The 16280-nt window shown below is 61.5% G+C and carries 16 protein-coding genes; 12 read left to right on the top strand and 4 right to left on the bottom strand.

What is annotated here, in order from left to right; translation table 11 throughout:
* The first annotated feature begins 2 nt into the window (after nt 1–2).
* The 3 genes from ACQ4MY_RS10425 (at nt 3) to ACQ4MY_RS10435 (ending at nt 3449) form a co-directional block, all read left to right on the top strand.
* Entirely contained in the window at nt 3–617 is a 615-nt protein-coding gene (locus ACQ4MY_RS10425) for a DUF4136 domain-containing protein (protein ID WP_440094980.1), read from the top strand.
* 54 nt (nt 618–671) lie between these two features.
* A complete protein-coding gene (locus ACQ4MY_RS10430; protein ID WP_008078236.1) occupies nt 672–1229 on the top strand; it encodes a DUF4136 domain-containing protein in 558 nt (185 codons plus the stop codon).
* A gap of 231 nt (nt 1230–1460) precedes the next feature.
* Nucleotides 1461–3449, top strand: coding sequence for a hypothetical protein (locus ACQ4MY_RS10435; protein ID WP_440094981.1), 1989 nt, complete (start codon nt 1461–1463; stop codon nt 3447–3449).
* Here ACQ4MY_RS10435 and ACQ4MY_RS10440 read toward each other — a convergent pair.
* On the bottom strand, nt 3446–6181 hold the full coding sequence (locus ACQ4MY_RS10440) for a PAS domain-containing protein (protein WP_440094982.1): 2736 nt from the start codon (nt 6179–6181) through the stop codon (nt 3446–3448). The two genes, ACQ4MY_RS10435 and ACQ4MY_RS10440, sit on opposite strands and share 4 nt — an antisense overlap.
* Nucleotides 6178–6618: a TadE/TadG family type IV pilus assembly protein gene (locus ACQ4MY_RS10445; RefSeq protein ID WP_008078239.1), complete on the bottom strand. Its 441-nt coding sequence runs from the start codon at nt 6616–6618 to the stop codon at nt 6178–6180. Before ACQ4MY_RS10445 ends, ACQ4MY_RS10440 begins: the two co-directional genes overlap by 4 nt.
* Before the next feature lie 75 nt (nt 6619–6693).
* On the opposite strand from ACQ4MY_RS10445, the gene ACQ4MY_RS10450 reads away from it, so the two are divergent.
* A complete protein-coding gene (locus tag ACQ4MY_RS10450) occupies nt 6694–7164 on the top strand; it encodes an A24 family peptidase (RefSeq protein WP_440094984.1) in 471 nt (156 codons plus the stop codon).
* A 125-nt stretch (nt 7165–7289) separates the two neighbouring features.
* Nucleotides 7290–8066, top strand: coding sequence for a response regulator transcription factor (locus ACQ4MY_RS10455; RefSeq protein WP_440094985.1), 777 nt, complete (start codon nt 7290–7292; stop codon nt 8064–8066).
* A 36-nt stretch (nt 8067–8102) separates the two neighbouring features.
* Here ACQ4MY_RS10455 and ACQ4MY_RS10460 read toward each other — a convergent pair whose 3' ends face one another.
* Together ACQ4MY_RS10460 and ACQ4MY_RS10465 are read right to left on the bottom strand one after the other, a co-directional pair.
* Nucleotides 8103–8510, bottom strand: coding sequence for a response regulator (locus tag ACQ4MY_RS10460; RefSeq protein WP_008078246.1), 408 nt, complete (start codon nt 8508–8510; stop codon nt 8103–8105).
* 71 nt (nt 8511–8581) lie between these two features.
* Nucleotides 8582–8782 carry a Flp family type IVb pilin gene (locus ACQ4MY_RS10465; RefSeq protein ID WP_008078249.1) on the bottom strand — a complete coding sequence of 67 codons (201 nt, stop codon included), beginning with the start codon at nt 8780–8782 and terminating at the stop codon, nt 8582–8584.
* A 338-nt stretch (nt 8783–9120) separates the two neighbouring features.
* Here ACQ4MY_RS10465 and cpaB point away from each other — a divergent pair, with 338 nt between their 5' ends.
* Genes cpaB through ACQ4MY_RS10500 form a run of 7 tightly spaced genes read left to right on the top strand, consistent with a single transcriptional unit; the run spans nt 9121 to nt 16277 of the window.
* Nucleotides 9121–10071: a Flp pilus assembly protein CpaB gene (gene cpaB / locus ACQ4MY_RS10470; RefSeq protein WP_440094987.1), complete on the top strand. Its 951-nt coding sequence runs from the start codon at nt 9121–9123 to the stop codon at nt 10069–10071.
* 21 nt (nt 10072–10092) lie between these two features.
* A complete protein-coding gene (locus tag ACQ4MY_RS10475) occupies nt 10093–11340 on the top strand; it encodes a type II and III secretion system protein family protein (protein ID WP_158829581.1) in 1248 nt (415 codons plus the stop codon).
* Entirely contained in the window at nt 11337–12527 is a 1191-nt protein-coding gene (locus tag ACQ4MY_RS10480; protein ID WP_008078255.1) for an AAA family ATPase, read from the top strand. The genes ACQ4MY_RS10475 and ACQ4MY_RS10480 overlap by 4 nt, the downstream gene beginning before the upstream one ends.
* On the top strand, nt 12524–13795 hold the full coding sequence (locus ACQ4MY_RS10485) for a CpaF family protein (RefSeq protein ID WP_008078257.1): 1272 nt from the start codon (nt 12524–12526) through the stop codon (nt 13793–13795). Before ACQ4MY_RS10480 ends, ACQ4MY_RS10485 begins: the two co-directional genes overlap by 4 nt.
* 10 nt (nt 13796–13805) lie before the next feature.
* Nucleotides 13806–14690, top strand: a complete 885-nt coding sequence (locus tag ACQ4MY_RS10490) for a type II secretion system F family protein (protein WP_008078260.1) — start codon at nt 13806–13808, stop codon at nt 14688–14690.
* The gene (locus tag ACQ4MY_RS10495) at nt 14687–15577 is read left to right on the top strand and encodes a type II secretion system F family protein (protein WP_440094988.1); all 891 of its coding nucleotides are present in this window, start codon (nt 14687–14689) and stop codon (nt 15575–15577) included. The genes ACQ4MY_RS10490 and ACQ4MY_RS10495 overlap by 4 nt, the downstream gene beginning before the upstream one ends.
* 10 nt (nt 15578–15587) lie before the next feature.
* Nucleotides 15588–16277, top strand: coding sequence for a tetratricopeptide repeat protein (locus tag ACQ4MY_RS10500; RefSeq protein ID WP_008078264.1), 690 nt, complete (start codon nt 15588–15590; stop codon nt 16275–16277).
* Nucleotides 16278–16280: the final 3 nt, after the last annotated feature.

A 16280-nucleotide genomic window follows, 5' to 3' on the forward strand; every position in this document is an offset into this window, starting at 1 on the left:
ACATGAAAGCTCAATCCGGGTTATTGCTGATCTGTCTGGGGGTGGCCGCCTGTCAGGGCAGCAACCCTTACGTGGCGCAGTCGCGGCCGTTGCCGCCGGCACCGCCGCAAGCCGCCAACACCTTTGACCGCAGCGCTTACCCGGCGCCGCCGCGTGATTACGGGCGCTACCGCAGTTGGGCCTGGCTGGACGGGCAACTGCCGCCGGGTACGGCGTGGGCGGATTCGGCGCAAGTGGCCGAGGCGGTCAGCAATGCACTGGATCAACGAGGTTTGCGCCCGCTGCACGACAATCGTCCGGCCGACCTGTTGGTCAGCGCCCATCTGAGCCTGCAAACCCGCTTGCGTCAGGTGCAGGACGATTACGGCTACTACGGCGGCGGATACGGCGGCTATGATCGTTATGGGCGCGGCTACGGCATGTACAACAGCGTGCCGGTGGTGCGCACCTATTCCGAGCAGGTCGTGGTGGTGCAAGTCGATCTGTTCGACGCCGGAACGGGGCAACCGGTGTGGAGTGCCAGCGCGGAGACCGGCGCCAAGGGCAGTCAGATCGACCGCACGGATTCGATTCGCGAGGCTGTGGAAAAGGCCATGTCGGCGTATCCTCCCAGTTAGCTTGCTGCAAATGAGAAGCTCTAGCAGGTTCATGTCTTCAACCGGAGAAAAATCATGTTCCGCCGTCTTGCTTTACTGGCCATGGCCGCACTGCTCAGTGCCTGCGCCGCCAACCAGGTCAATCATGACTTCGACGCCAGCCGCGACTTTGCCGCCTATCGCAGCTGGAGCTGGAAAGACCCCGCCCTGCAATATCGTCCCGATGATCCACGGATCAAAAGCGACCTGACCGAGCAACGCATTCGCCAGGCGGTAACAGATCAACTTGATCAGCGTGGTCTGCGCCCGGCGGCTGCGGGCGCCAAAGGTGATTTGAATGTGCAGACTTATCTGATCGTCGAGGATCGTCAGCAACAAGTGACGACCAATTACGGCGGCGGCTGGGGCGGCCCATGGAATGGCTACTGGGGCGCGCCGATGTACAACGAAACGCGCAACATCACCTACAAGGTCGCGACCATCCAGATCGACCTGCTCGACGGCAAGGACGGCAAACTGGTGTGGCGCGGCAGCGACGAGCAGATGCTCGCCAGCAAGCCCAACCCCGAGGATCGCAGCAACGCCATCCGCGAGACGGTCGCCCGCATCCTCACCAACTACCCCCCACGCTGAAATACAGATCCTGAGGTCGCCTCGGTCACTGTGGGAGCCGGGCTTGCCCGCGATGACGGCGGCACATCCAACATTGATGTGTCAGACAGTCCGCCATCGCGGGCAAGCCCGCTCCCACAGGTTTTGAGTTGTTCAGAAAATGTGTGTTGATGGCTGGCGCGTTGCCAGCAGCTTCACTGAGCCCGTCTACACTTAACTGCATCAATGGAGGTCACGGCAAAGGAGTGCGCCATGTCGCCTCGTTCGCATTTCAACAGCCCGGCCCGGCAACGCGGGGCGATCGGTCTGATGGCGGCGCTGACCCTCGGCCTGGCGCTGGTGTGCATGGTGCTGGTGGTCGACAGCGGTCGTCTGTATATGGAGCAACGCCGCTTGCAGCGGGTGGTCGATGTTGCCGCGCTGGAGGCGATTTCACGCAGTGGCGATTGCCTGACGGGTCTCAGTGCTGCGGCATATGCCACCGCCAGCGCCGCGCGCAACGGATTTGCCGTGGCGCCGGACACAACCCTCACCGTGACCTGCGGCACCGTGCAAACCGGTGCCAACAATCTTCGCGCCTTCACCATGGATGCGAGCAAAAAAGCAGCGATCAGCGTCGTCGCCACACGCGTCGTGACCACCAGCGTCGCCGCCGCGCTTTACGCGTTGTTCCAGCCAGGCAGTGTCTCGCCCACCACGCGCCTGCACGCGACGGCGGTCGGTACATCGGCCACCCTGCCGCCATTGGCGCAACTGACCATCGGCACCACCGCCCTGACTGTCGATGCCAGCAAATCAGCGGCACTGAATGCGCTGTGGGGCGGCCTTCTCGGCGGCAGCCTCAACCTCAGCGTCGCCGGTTGGCAAGGCCTGGTCGACACCAACATCAGCCTGCTCGGTTACCTCAACCAACTGGCCGTCGATCTGCACGTGGACGCCGGCAATTACACGCAGGTATTGAGTCAGAGCGTGCAGATCAAACAACTGATCGACACCGCCATCACCGTGCTGACCAAGGGCGGCACTACCACCAGCGTCGCGGTCAGTGGCTTGCTCGGGGTGAAGGCCATCGTCGGCAACACCTCAGTGGTACTCGGGCAATTGTTGCAATTGCAGACCGGCGCAACTTCCGCCGCCCTCAATGCCAATCTGCAAGTTTTCCAGCTGCTCGAAGCCGTCGTGCAACTGGCCAACAGTCAGAACGCCCTGACAGCCACCGTGCCGCTGAGCATTCCGGGGCTGGTCAACGGCTCGGTCAAAGTCAAAGTGATCCAGCCGCCGCAGTTATCGGCAGTGGGCAATCCGGCGCTGGCCAAGGCCGACCCGATGGGCGCCAACCGCATCTATGTGAAAACCGCGCAGGTACGCACACTGATCTCGCTGAACCTGCCGGTGCTGTCCGGGGTGGCCGGCCTGGCCAATGCCATTGTCAGCACGCCGCTGGTGGGCGGGCTGACCGATACCCTCAACAACCTCTTGCACCTGAACATTGCCGGCACGCTGAACTCGCTGTTCTGCTCATTGGGCGGCACCTGTCAGCGCACCAATCTGCAGATCCTGCCCACCTCCAGCATCGACATCCTGCTGGAGGCCGCCGCTGCCGACAGCCATGTCACCGACTTCAACTGCGTCAGCGACGCCAGCAAAAGCCTGACCACCCAGACCAACTCCTCGCTGGTCAAACTCAAGGTCGGCAAGATCGACGCCACCAACGCCTTTTCCTCCTCGGCGGATGTCACCGTGCAGCCACTGGCGTTGATCGATGTTGGCGTCATCACCTGCACCATTCCGCTGCTCGGGCTGGGCTCGGCAACCTGCGATCAGAGCACGCGCAAACCGTTTTACGGCGGCGGCCTCGGGGTGATGGTCGACACCTCGGTGGCGAGCATGCAGAACATCCATACTTACAATCAGCCACCGGAAATCAAGCAACCGCCACTGAACTACAGCTTCGGCACACAAGGCGTGGTCAATAGCCTGAAAAGCACATTGAGCGGGGTTCAGGTGCAAGCGTACAAACCCACCGGTTCGAGCCTGCTGGGCGGTTTGCTCAGCACCACGGCGGACGTACTGGCGAGCGTCAACAGCACGCTGGGCGTGGTCATCGACAACCTGCTCAGCCCGGTGCTCGACCCGATTCTCGATGGCTTGCTGGCCAACCTCGGCATTACCCTGAACAAGGTCGACGTCGGCGCGAACCTAAGTTGCAAGCCACCGGGGCAGCCCATGCTGGCGATCTAATCGGCCAGCGCAATCGGCAACTCGATACAGAACCGCGCACCCTCATCGCCGTTGCGCACGCTCAGGCGTCCACCCATGTTCTCGACGATGCCATAACTCACCGACAAGCCCAGGCCGGTGCCGACGCCGACCGGTTTGGTGGTGAAAAACGGCTCGAAAATCCGCTCCAGCAAACGCGGGTCAATGCCGCCACCGTTGTCCTCGACCCACAGCCGCACCACGTGCTCGTCGCACTCGGCATGCAGGGCGATCCACGGCTGGAAATCGCGGTTGGCTTCGCGCTTGCCGAGCAACGCGTCGCGGGCGTTGACCATCAGGTTGATCAGCACTTGTTCCAGTTGATCGACGTAGCCGCGCACCTGAACCTGGAAACCGGCCTCTTTGATCCGCAGCTCAACGCCTTTGCCGCGCAAGCCTTCCGACAGCAGCGACAGCGTGCCTTCGATCGCATCGAGCGGATTGAACGGATGTTGTTCGATTTCCGAGCGCCGCCCAAACACGCGCATGTGATCGACCACCCGCGCTGCGCGTTGCACTTGCGCGTCGATGCGGTTGAGTTTGTCGGTCAGGTAGTCGATCTGCACATCGCCATTGCTCAGGCGCTTGAGCACATTGACGATGGCCATGCGCATCACATTCAGCGGCTGATTGATTTCGTGGGCAAGCCCCGTGGCCATTTCGCCGAGGGTGGCCATTTTTGCGCTCTGCGTCAGTTGCTGCTGCGAGCGCCGCACTTCGGTGTTGTCGCGGCCCACCGCTTGTACTTCGACCAGCGTGCCGTGCTCATCGAACACCCCGCGATCCGACCAGACCCACCATGCATGTTCACGGCCGGGCAGGCGCAGGTTGATTTCAGCCGTGCTCACGGGCAGTTCCGGAGTCAGTTGCGCCAGACGCTGGACGAAGGCTTCGCGCTGTTCATCCGACATCCAGCTGCCCAGGTTGACCCCGGGCAATTGCGCCGGCGTGCATTCCAGGTAGGTCGCCAATGGCCGGTTGCCGAAGGTCAGGGTCAAGTCCGGGCGATAACGACAAATCATCGCGGGTGAGTCTTCCACCAGAATCCGGTAACGCTCTTCGCTGGCCTTGACCTGTTCAGCGGCGAGGGTCGCGTCTGTCACGTCCAGCCACAGGCCGACGGCTTCCACCGGCAGGCCGAGGTCATCGCGCAGCAATTTGGCCTCGTCGAGCAGCCAGTGCACATTGCCCTGGCGATCGAGCACTCGATAGCGCGCACTCACCGAGCCTTCGCGCAACAACTGCCGGGTGCGTTCGAAATAGTGCGGACGGTCTTCGGGGTGCACATGTTCAACCAGTCGACCGTCTTCACAGTCGGCGAGACTCCAGCCTAAAAGCGCTTGCAGGCTGGCGCTGAAAAAGCTCGGTTGCAGCGCGCCTTCCGCATAGCGCTGTACATAAATCACAGCGGGGGAGCTGGCGATCAGGTTGTCCAGCCGCGCATGGGCGGCGGCCGCCTGTTGTTGCTGATTCTTGATGTCGCTGATGTCGAGCATGAACCCCATCAGCCGACGTTCGGCGCCGATGCCCAGCGACCGTCCTTGCAGGCGATACCACAGCGGCAGCGCTTGATCGGCGGTTTGCCAGCGCACGCACAATTCCAGTGGGGTGCCTTCATCCTGCAAGGCTTGCAGGTGGCTGCGCAGTTCATCGCGGTCGGCGGGGTGGACCTGATTGAACCAGTCCTGAAGCGGTAACGGCGCCGTGGGCAAACCCAGGCTCTGCGCCAGTGTCGGAGCCAGTTGCACCTGATTGCTGGCGCTGAACACTTCCCACCAACCGGTGCCGAGCAACGCTTGCAGGGTTTCCAGGCGTTCCAGCTGTTGCTGATGACGATGCTCGCGCAGCCGTTCCAGTAACGGCGCCGCCACGGCAGCGGCGAGTAGAAGCCAGTCGTGATCGCTGAGGTCGGGCGCCTGTTGCGGCGCGTTATAGTCGGCGCACAACAGCCAGGCAGCCACGCCCTGCGCGTCGCGATAGGGCACGGCAAACCCTTCGCTCGGACCGAAAATGGCGCTCAGGCGCGGCTGTTCGCTGGCCAGAAAGCGCTGCGGTGACGCACCGTTGAGGCTGTCGAGGCCGGTGCCCAGTTGTTGCTGTTCACGCCACAGCTGCGGCGCGTTCAACCCCGTGTAGCGCTGATGGATCTGCCAGCCCAGACCTTGCTCATCGAGCAGCGCCACTGCCAGACAAGGGATGTGCAGATGCTGACTGAGGCGCTGCAATTGTTCGCCCAACACCGTTGGCAGACGCGCGAGGCTGCACAGGCGCAATTGATCGCGAACCTGCGTGGCCAGTAATTGCGCCTGTTCGCGGCTGCGTGCCTGGCGTCGTTCGCCGAGCAAATCGCCGATGTCGAGCATCTGCAACAGCCAGCCGTCGCCCTGCGCCTGCAGCCAGCCGCGCAAGTGCAGTGGCGGGCCGGCCAGGCTGAAAAAATCCAGATCGAGCAGTTGCCCTTGCCAGTCCGCCGGTTGGCCTTCGACGGCCAGTCCGCTGTGCGGCAACAGGTAATCGAGCAGGTGCGCGGGCTGCGTACGGGTCATGCGCTGCGCAAGTAAATGCCGTATCGGCCCGCCCAAGTGATTGACCTGGCCGTCGCCGTCCAGATACAGCTGCAGGCCGACGCTGGGCAGCAGCGGACTTTGCTGGGGCTGGGTGGTGCCGGAAGGGCGATTGAGCAGGCGGCTGAACAGCTTGTCACCGGAACTCAAAATTGCAGGCTCGACGAGGCGCGCAGGGTCGCGGGCAGGCGCGGCACTGTGCCGACGCCCGGCAGCACCAGAAACGGCAAGGCCTGATTCAATTTGCTCGTGGGGTAATTGATGGTCACCGTCAGCAACCCCCCGGTGAAGGTGATGGTGCTGTCGGTGGCGGCATTGAAATTCAGTGCGTTGGGCAGCCAGGCCAGTTGCCGGGTCAACTCGGTGCGCGCGTTCGCCGTGATGGCGGTCGAGTAATTGGCCGAGGCAGGGTCCAGCGCCACACTGCGGCGCACCGCTTCAGAGGTGGACTCGTTGAATGACTGCATCAACAACAACGGCAGGCTGTAACTCACCAAGCCATAAAACACAGCGAAGAAGATGACGAACACCAAGGCGAACTCGATGGCGACAGCGCCTTTTTGCTTGCGGGGGAGGCCGGATTTCATGAGTGCGTCTACCCTGACAATCACTACGTAATATCAGCATAGAATCATTCGGCCAAAACGGACGGTTTTTACCGCATGCACAGCTTTGTCCTGCTGATCTGGCTGACGTTGTGCGCGGCGCAGGATGCCCGGCAGCGCCATATCGCCAATGCGCTGACCCTGGGAGTGGGCGGGTTGGCGGCCATCTATGTTCTGGTCACCGGCCACACCTGGCTGGGCGCCGACGCGGCGCAGGGCGGCTGGGCAGTCATCCTCGCGCTATTGCTGACATTGCCCGGCTATGCGCTGAAGCGTTTCGGCGCCGGCGATGTGAAATTAATGACAGCTTTGGGCCTTGCGACGGACGGTACTCATCTGCTCGGCGTGTTTATCGGCGCGGCACTCGCCAGCGTCGTCTGGCTATTGCTTGCGCCAAAACTCTGGCTGCATATGCGTCAACGGCTTAGCGATCATCTTCGATTTATGGCCCCTGAAAAGTCAAAAAAGCTGCCATTTGCGCCGTTCGTGCTCGTTGGCATGCTCCTGACTTTGCTTTGGATCCATTAGTCGTCCGGTGCCACTACTGCTATGTACATAGTCGGAAAGTGGGTCTACTTTCAAATCAACGGTTGTACAGCTTCGCGCTGTCAGTACAGGAACGGTCAGCCTTTGGCCTGGGCATGGAGTAGCAAGTGAACAAGCTTACGTCTGCTGTAAAAGTTCTGGTGGTCGATGATCAGCCGCTGATTGTCGAAGAACTCTGCGAATTCATCGAGAGCAGCGGTTACCGCTGTGTGCCGTGCGAATCGAGCCAGCAGGCGATCGAACAATTCACTCAAGATCCTGCCATCGGCCTGGTGCTGTGTGACCTGCACATGCCGGACATGGACGGCATTCAGCTGGTGCAGGAGTTGCAACGCCTGGCGGGCAAGCAGCGGATCTTCGAAGCCATCATGCTCACCGGGCGTGCCGACAAGCAGGACGTGATCAAAGCGTTGCGTGCCGGCATCGCTGACTACTACCAGAAACCGGTCGACCTTAACGAACTGCTCGAAGGCCTGCGTCGTCAGGAAGCGGTGCTGCAAGAGCGGCAGAAAACCCTGCAACTGGGGCATTTGAATCAGAAGCTGCAATACCTCTCCGAGTCGATCGACGACCTCTACCAGGACCTCGACAAAGTCCGCCGTGGCCCGGCGCCAACGAGCGATGAGGTACCCACTGAGGGCGAAGGCGTGGAGATCCCGGCGATCTTCAATCAGTTGTCGCCGCGTCAGCTCGATGTCGCGCGGTTGGTGGGCAAAGGCCAGACCAACTACCAGATCGCCTGTGAGCTGGGGATTACCGAGAACACGGTCAAACTCTACGTCTCGCAAGTGCTGCGCCTGACCCACATGCATAACCGCACTCAATTGGCCCTGGCGTTATCGCCCAGCAACTCTGGCATGCGCCAACGAGTGACAGCGCACTAACTCAATTGACCCCGGCCACCGCCGGGGTGCCAGCCCTCAACCGCTATGCGCCTTGGCCTTGGGAAACAGGTTGTCTAGGGTTTCCAGCAGGCGCACGTGATAAATCGGCTTGCGAAACAGGTCGAGCACCTGCAGGCGCAACATGTCGCTGACATCTTCCATATCGGCATGCCCGGACGTCACGATCACCGGCAGATGCTGGCGCGAGGTGTGTTCACGCAGGCGCTTGATCAGCGACATGCCGCTTTCTTCCGGCATGCGCAGATCGGTAATCACCAGCGCGATATCGGGATGGCGGGTGAGATGGTGCAGGGCAAGTTTCACCGACGTCGCGGTATGACAAGTAAAGCCTTCGCCCTCCAGCAACTCCGCCAGCTCCAGCAGTGCGTCCTCTTCATCGTCGACGAGGAGCAACTGCTGGCGAGAAGTGTGTGGAGAGTTCATAGGCAACACCTGCAATGGACTGAGTGCTGACGTTAGAACCCAATGGCCGCATTGACAAGTTATCGGTCCGATCAGGTGAGTGCAGTCTGGATCCGGGTCAGGATCGCGGTGACCTGAGTGCCGATGCCGTTACCGAAGGCTGCGATCACCAGCGCCACGAGGCCGACCACCAGCGCATATTCGATGGCGGATGCGCCCTCGGTGTCTTTGGCCAGGCCTTTGAAGAAGGCGACTTGCGATTTGATTTTTTGCGCAATGTGGGAATACGACATGAGGACTCTCCTTGAGCACGCCAGGTGTTGCGCGTTCGCAACATGATTTCCCTGTGCCAGCATCAGCATTGTCGGCATTCCCCGGCCCTACAACTGTAAGAACGAATTAACCCGAAAGTATTAGTTGGCGTAATTACATTAAAAAACCATGTTTGGCGCTTTAGCCTCCTACTTTCGTTGGATATTTCATCGCTGTTAATGGCGTTTTGTTCGCGCTGGACTACCGTCAAATAGCGAAATAGTTACTTGTTCATAGCTGCCTGATTGCGAATTTATCTCGTTGAAAGTTACGGGTCATTGCAAAAGACAGAACGCGCAGCGGGAAAGGGAGAGCCGTCATGAACAGTCGCGTCACTCTGGGCCTGGCCGGATTATTTCTGCTGGGCGCGATCATCGCCGGATATTGGGGGCTGACGTTGAGCCGCCAACCGGCCGTCGAACCTGTTGCCGCACCGGTTGCGGAGACGTCAGTGGTACCCGCCGCCGCACCGGCGCCCCCTGTTGAAGATCCGACCCGCCAACCGGTGGTGGTGTTGCTGCGCGACATCGCGCCCTTCGTGAAAATAACCGCGGCTGACGTTGCTGTGGAAAAACTGCGCACCGCTCCTGCCGGCAGCCTCGCCACTGTCGATCAAGTCATCGGCCGTACGCCATGGCGGCCGTTGAGTGCCGGCAGTTGGCTGAGTGAAGAAAGCTTCGAACCGGGCAGCCAACTGGCGCGAATGATTCGCCCCGGTGAGCGTGCACTGGCGGTGGCCGTGGATGAAGTGATCAATGCCGGCGGGCAATTGGCGCCGGGCGATTACGTCGATGTGCTGCTGTTTTTGCGCAAGGACGAAAACAATCCACAGCCTTCAGCGCAGTTGGTGGTGCCGGCGGTGCGCGTGCTTGGTGTCGGCAGCCAGATGGGCCTGACCAATGACGGTCAACCGGCAACCCCGGCGCGTAGCGACGATGAACGACTCAAACAGGAACAACAACGAATGGCTGCGCGCAGCGTGATTCTGGCGGTGCCGGAACCGTTGCTCAGCCGCTTGATGCTGGCGTCCGGCAGCGGCGTTTTGCGCCTGGCGGTGCGCAGCGCCGATGAACAGCAACTGGCGAAATACTGGGCCGGTGAAAACGATGTCGCCAGACAACTCGATACGCCACGACGCGAGTTGATCGAGTTCAGCCAACTGTCACTCTCGCCGCCGCCCCGACCACTCGCCGTGGCGGGTCAGCCGACGGCGCGCAAACCGACCGTGGAAGTCATCCGCGGTGCCGAAAACGCTCAACCCACTCCCTGATTCGAGCAAGGACGCCTTTACATGCGCATACGCTTCACGCCCCTGTTCAACGGCTTGCTCCGGGCCTCGCTGCTGAGCGTTGCTTCGATCGGCAGCGCCGTCGCCGCTGTCGGCAATTGCGCCGCCCTCGGCCCCTTGCCGGCGGCTCTGGAAGTCGGCGAAGGTCTGCAACAGGCATTGCAATCACCCGTGGCGATCACCCGCGTGGCAGTGGGCGATCCGAAAATTGCCGACGTGCGCGTGACCGGCGATCAAGGCGTGTTGCTCACCGGCGTTGGGCCCGGCGCGACCACGCTGATGATCTGGACGGCCTGTGCCAGCGCGCCGCGTCAGAGCATGGTGTTTGTGCAGGGCAAGGCCAGTGCGGCAATGACGGTCTCGTTGCCGGCGACTGATGACCCGACTCTGCCTTCGCAAGTGCAGACTGATATTCGCTTTGTCGAAGTCAGCCGCACCAAACTCAAAGAGGCCGGCACCTCGATTTACGGCAAGGGCTCGAACAACTTTCTGTTCGGCGCACCGGGCACGGTGCCAGGCAGCGGTGTCAGGCCCGGTTTGGTGCCGAGCGTAGCGCCGAGCATTCCGCTGGCCAACGATGTGTTCAACATTGTCTGGGGCGGTGGCAGCAGCAAATTCCTCGGCATCGTCAATGCGCTGGAAGGCAGTGGTTTCGCCTACACCCTGGCGCGGCCGAGCTTGGTGGCGTTGAGCGGGCAGAGCGCGAGCTTCCTCGCCGGTGGCGAAATTCCGATTCCGGTACCGAGCGCCAACAGCAACAGCTACTCCATCGAGTACAAAGAGTTCGGCATTCGCCTGACCCTGACGCCGACCGTCGTTGGCCGCGACCGCATCGCCCTCAAGGTCGCGCCGGAAGTCAGCGAGCTGGACTACAACAATGGCGTGACCATCGGCGGCACCACCGTGCCGGCGTTCACCATCCGCCGCACCGACACCAGCATCTCGCTGGCCGATGGCGAAAGCTTTGTGATCAGCGGTTTGATCAGCACGCAAAACGCTTCGCAGGTGAACAAGTTCCCAGGGCTTGGCGACATCCCGGTGCTCGGCGCGTTTTTCCGCAATTCGTCGATCAATCGCGAAGAGCGCGAACTGCTGATGATCGTCACCCCGCACCTGGTCCAGCCATTGGCAGTCAACGCGCCGTTGCCTTCGCTGCCAGGGGAAAAACTGCGCAACTACGACCCGAACTGGTATCGCCTGTACTTCCTCGAAAACGGCAACTTCGATAAACGCAGCGGGTTATCGCAATGAGCCAGAGCCTCAGTCAGACCTTCCTCGCCATCACCCGCAACGACACCGATCTTGAGTGGTTGCAGGGCGCGTTGGCACCCCTTGGCCAAGTGGTCAGTGCTGGCGGCGGCAGCCTTGACGAGTTGCTCGCGCTGGTCGACGTGACCTTCGCCAGCCTGGTGTTCGTCGGGCTGGATCGCGATCATCTGGTGGCGCAGAGCGCGTTGATCGAAGGCGTACTTGAAGCCAAACCGATGCTCGCCATCGTCGCCCTTGGCGACGGCATGGACAATCAGTTGGTGCTCAACGCGATGCGTGCCGGTGCGCGGGATTTCGTCGCTTACGGCTCGCGCTCCAGTGAAGTCGCCGGGCTGGTGCGGCGCTTGAGCAAGCGCCTGCCAGCCGTCACGCCAAATACCCAGCTCGGTGGTTTGACCGTGCTTTATGGCGTGCAAAGCAACGCTGACGGCGCGCTGTTGGCCAACCACATGGCGCTGGTGGTGCAGAAGAGCGGGCAGCAGACGTTGCTGCTCGATCTGGGCTTGCCGCGCGGCGACAGCCTGGCCCTGCTCGGGCTGGAAAGCTCGTTTCATTTCGGCGACGCGCTGCGCCACTTGCGCCGGCTCGATGCAACGCTGATCGACAGCGCCTTCACCAGCGCCGAGGCAGGCTTGCGCATCCTTGCTTACGCCGGGTCCGACGAGCCGCTGGAGCGCACCAGCGCCGCCGAGTTGTACATGTTGCTCAGCGCCTTGCGCCAACATTTCCAGCACATCGTCGTCAACCTCACGGGCCAGCCCGACAGCGAAGCGCTGCGCACGTTTGTCAGCCATTGCGACAAGCTGCTGTGGTACACCGATCAGAACGTCCTCGACTGTCGGCGCAATCTCGCGGTGCTCAATCTGTGGCGCGAGAAAGGCATGAAACTCGACCATGGCCGGCTGCTGATCGACCGCTATTTGCGCAACGTTGCGCCGGATTCCGAGACCCTCGGCAAGACCTTTGGCCTGGAAGTGATTGCCGTGCTGGCCTACAGTCCGGAAGTCCGTCTCAACGCGAAAAACCAGGGCGTAACCCTGTTCGAACTGGCCCCGCGCGAGGCCATCAGCCAAAGCCTGCGCACCCTCGGCGAACGTCTGGCGAAACGCTCCGAAGGCTTGGCCAAACCCAAGGCCAACTGGTTCAACCGCCTGCGAGGCACTTCATGAACGGCGAGCAACTGTTCGGTGGCCCGCAGCGCTCTGCGAGCGGCAACACCGACCACGATGGCCTGAAACTGGTGCTGCACCGCTACATCATCGACGCCATCGAAGAGTCGGGGAAAAACCTGCTGGAAGGCTCGCGGCAGGTGCTCTCGCAGTTCGTCATCGACAAAGTCGCCGAATACATCGCGCGCCTGCACCTGGCGATTTCCCGTTATGAAATGGAGCGTCTGGCTGAAGAAATCGTCGACGAGCTGACCGGTTTCGGCCCGCTCGAAGTGCTGCTGCGCGACAGCGCCGTGACCGAGATTCTGGTCAACGGCCCGCACCGGGTGTTCATCGAACGTGACGGCGTATTGCACTTGAGCGACCTGCGCTTTATCGACGCGCACCATGTCGAGCGGGTCATGCAACGCATCCTCGCGCCACTCGGGCGACGTCTCGACGAATCGTCGCCGATGGTCGATGCGCGCCTGCCGGATGGCAGCCGGGTCAATGCGATCATCCCGCCGATTGCCCTCGACGGGCCTTGTCTGTCGATTCGCAAGTTTCGCAAGGACATGCTCAAAAGCACCGATCTGATGGCGATGCAAACCATCGATCAGGCGATCTACGATTTCATCGAAGAGGCGGTGGGCAAGCGCTGCAACATCCTTATCAGCGGCGGTACCGGCACCGGCAAGACCACGCTGCTGAACATTCTCAGCCAATTGATCAATCCGCACGAGCGTCTGGTAACCATCGAAGACGTCGCCGAATTGCAACTCGGCCACCCGCACGTCGTGCGCCTGGAAACCCGTCCGCCGAATGCCGAAGGTCACGGCGAAGTGAAGGCCAGCGACCTGATCCGCAACGCCCTGCGCATGCGCCCCGACCGGATCATCCTCGGCGAGATTCGCGGCGTCGAAGTGGTCGACGTGCTGACCGCGATGAACACCGGCCACGACGGTTCGATGAGTACCGTCCACGCCAACAACGCGCAGGATGCCTTGCTGCGTCTGGAAACCCTGGTCGGCCTGACCGGCCGCACCATCGCCGAACGTACCCTGCGGCAGATGATCTGCGCTGCCCTTGATGTGGTGATTCAACTGACGCGCATGCCTGATGGGCGGCGCTGCGTCAGCGAAGTGGTCGAGGTGGTCGGCGTGCGTGACGACGTCTATGTGACCAATACGCTGTTCCGCCTCGACCGGCGCACCGGCTTCGGTTTCCTGCGCGAAGCGGTCAACCCGGCGGGCGACAAGCTGCGTCGCGAATCTACGCTTGCGCACTGAGGGCCACGGCATGCTCAAACCGTTGCTGCTGTACCTGCTCAGTCTGGCTTTGCTCGGGCAATCCATGCGTTTGTTCTATAAAGCATGGCGTATGAGCGGCGTCACTCGGGTGATGGAACGATTGAATGAGGGACAGCCGCAGGACCCCTTGCCGAGACCCGGTTGGGCGGGTCTCGAACGGGCATTCTTGCGCGCAGGCCTGGGGCGTCCGACCGAGCGTCTTGGTGCATGGATTTTGCTCTGGATGTTCGCCGTCGTGCTCAGTCTGGCGCTCGCCGGATGGATTGGCGTACTGGTGATGCTGGTGCTGCCGCCAGTGGCCGTGCGGTTGTACGTCAGCTGGCGTTACCAACGGCGCTTGCGGCGGATGATCGAACAACTGCCGCAATTGCTCGACTACACCGTGCGCAGCTTGAAGTCCGGACGGACCTTGGCTGACGCGGTGCTGGGTGGCATCGAGACCAGCGAAGATCCGCTGAAAAACGCCATGGGCCGGGTGCAGCGCAACGTGCAGTTGGGCGTGAGTCTGCCGGATGCGGTGTCGGACTTGGCCGAGCTGTACGAGCGTGATGAATTCCGTTTGTTCGCCCTCGGCCTCAAGGTCAATCACCGTTACGGCGGCAACGCCAGCGAGCTGCTGGAAAACCTCATCAAGATGATCCGCGAGCGCGATCAGGCCTCGCGCCAGTTGCGCGCCATGACCGGCGAAACCCGCCTCACTGCATGGGTATTGGGCTTGCTGCCCATCGTCATGGCCGGTTATTTCCTGATGGCCAATCCGATTTATCTGGTCGCCATGTGGCATGACCCGTCCGGGCAGCGAATGCTGGCCACGGCGTTCGGCATGCAGGTGATCGGCAGTCTGTTGCTCTGGCGGATGTTGCGCAGCCTATGACCACACCCTTGATGATCAGCGCGTTGTTTCTGCTCGGCGCCGCCGCGTTACTCCTCACCAGTCTGCTGGAACAGCGCCGGCGTGCGCGGCAGATCAGTCGTCGGCTGGAGGGCGATCTGCTTCGCGAAAATCGTTTCGGCAACCTGCTGCAAGTGCTTGGCGACAGCAAGGTCGGTCAACGCAGCGTCAAACTCGATAACGAAACCCAGTCGCTGCTCAATCGGCTCGGTTGGCGCAGTGCGCGTCAGCGTTCGTTGTTCGCGGCCTGCCAGATTGGCTCGCCGCTGTTGCTGCTGGCGCTGACGGTGTTGCTGCAATCGGTGCTTTTCCCGGCGGTGGAAAAGCAGTGGATCGCGCCGTTGTTTGCGCTGGGTGTTGGCTATCTGTTGCCCAAGCGTCTGCTGGTGATTGCCGTAGTGCGTCGGCAAAAACAACTGGCCAGCGAGATCGGCACGTTCATTCCGCTGCTGCGCATCCTCTTCGAATCCGGCATGGCCGTGGAGCAGGCGTTGCGCGTTCTCAGCCATGAAGGTCAGGCCTTGTTGCCGGTGCTGACGTATGAATTGCGCCTGGTGCTGAGCCGTGTCGACTCCGGCCTGGAGTTGGGTGAAGAGCTGAACAAAGCCACGCAGTTGCTGGCGGTGGATGAGTTCACCGACACCTGCGTGATTCTCCAGCAGTTGCTGTATCAGGGGGGCGGGGCGATGAAGTCGCTGCTGGCGCTCAAGCAACTGCTTGATGACCGGCGCCTGACGCGCCTGCAGGAATACATCTCCAAGATGTCCGCAAAAATGTCCGTCGTGATGATGCTGTTTCTCTTCCCGGCGTTATTGATTGTTCTGGCCGGCCCGGGCTTCACCGCCCTGGCGAAAGCGCTGGGAGCCTAGAGGGATCGTGATGAAAGCAATGATTGCAGGTGCGTGTTTTTTGCTGCTCGGCGGTTGTGCCAACACCGGACAAACGCCGTGGGATGCGCTGACCAATTCGGCCAGTTGTGGCAAGTTGAGTTCCGATCAGCAACTGTCGCTGAACCTCGCCGATGACATGGCCAACGATGGCAAGCTGCACGCCAGCCTCGCGAATCTGCAAAGTCTGCCGGACAACATCGCCGACGTGCGTCTGCGCAAGGCCAAGGTCTATCGTTTGCTCGGGCGCAGCGAGGCCGAGCCGTTGTATCGCAGCCTGCTCGGTTCGTGTCTGGCGGCCGAAGCCGAGCACGGTTTGGGGCAACTCGCTGCGGCCAAATCCGATTACGGTCAGGCGCAGGCGCATTTGCAACGCGCCGCGCGGCTGGCACCTACCGACGAGAAAATCCGCAATGACCTTGGCGTGGTTTACCTCAATCAACTGCGTATCGACGATGCGCGTTTCGAGTTTTTGACCGCCATGGAGCTCAAGCAGAGCGATCAGTTGGCGGCGCTGAATCTGGTGACGTTGCTGCTGTATCAGGATGACTGGAACCGTGCTGCCGAACTGGTCAGCCGGCTTGGTTTGAGTCCTGCGCAATTTAGCGAAGCGCAAGGTCGCGCGGAAAAGCTCAAGCTGCCGAACCGATCCACTGTCGCCGTCACGGCGATGCTCAAGTAAGGA

The organism is Pseudomonas sp. SM4 (genome assembly GCF_051913165.1).
Classification (GTDB): domain Bacteria; phylum Pseudomonadota; class Gammaproteobacteria; order Pseudomonadales; family Pseudomonadaceae; genus Aquipseudomonas.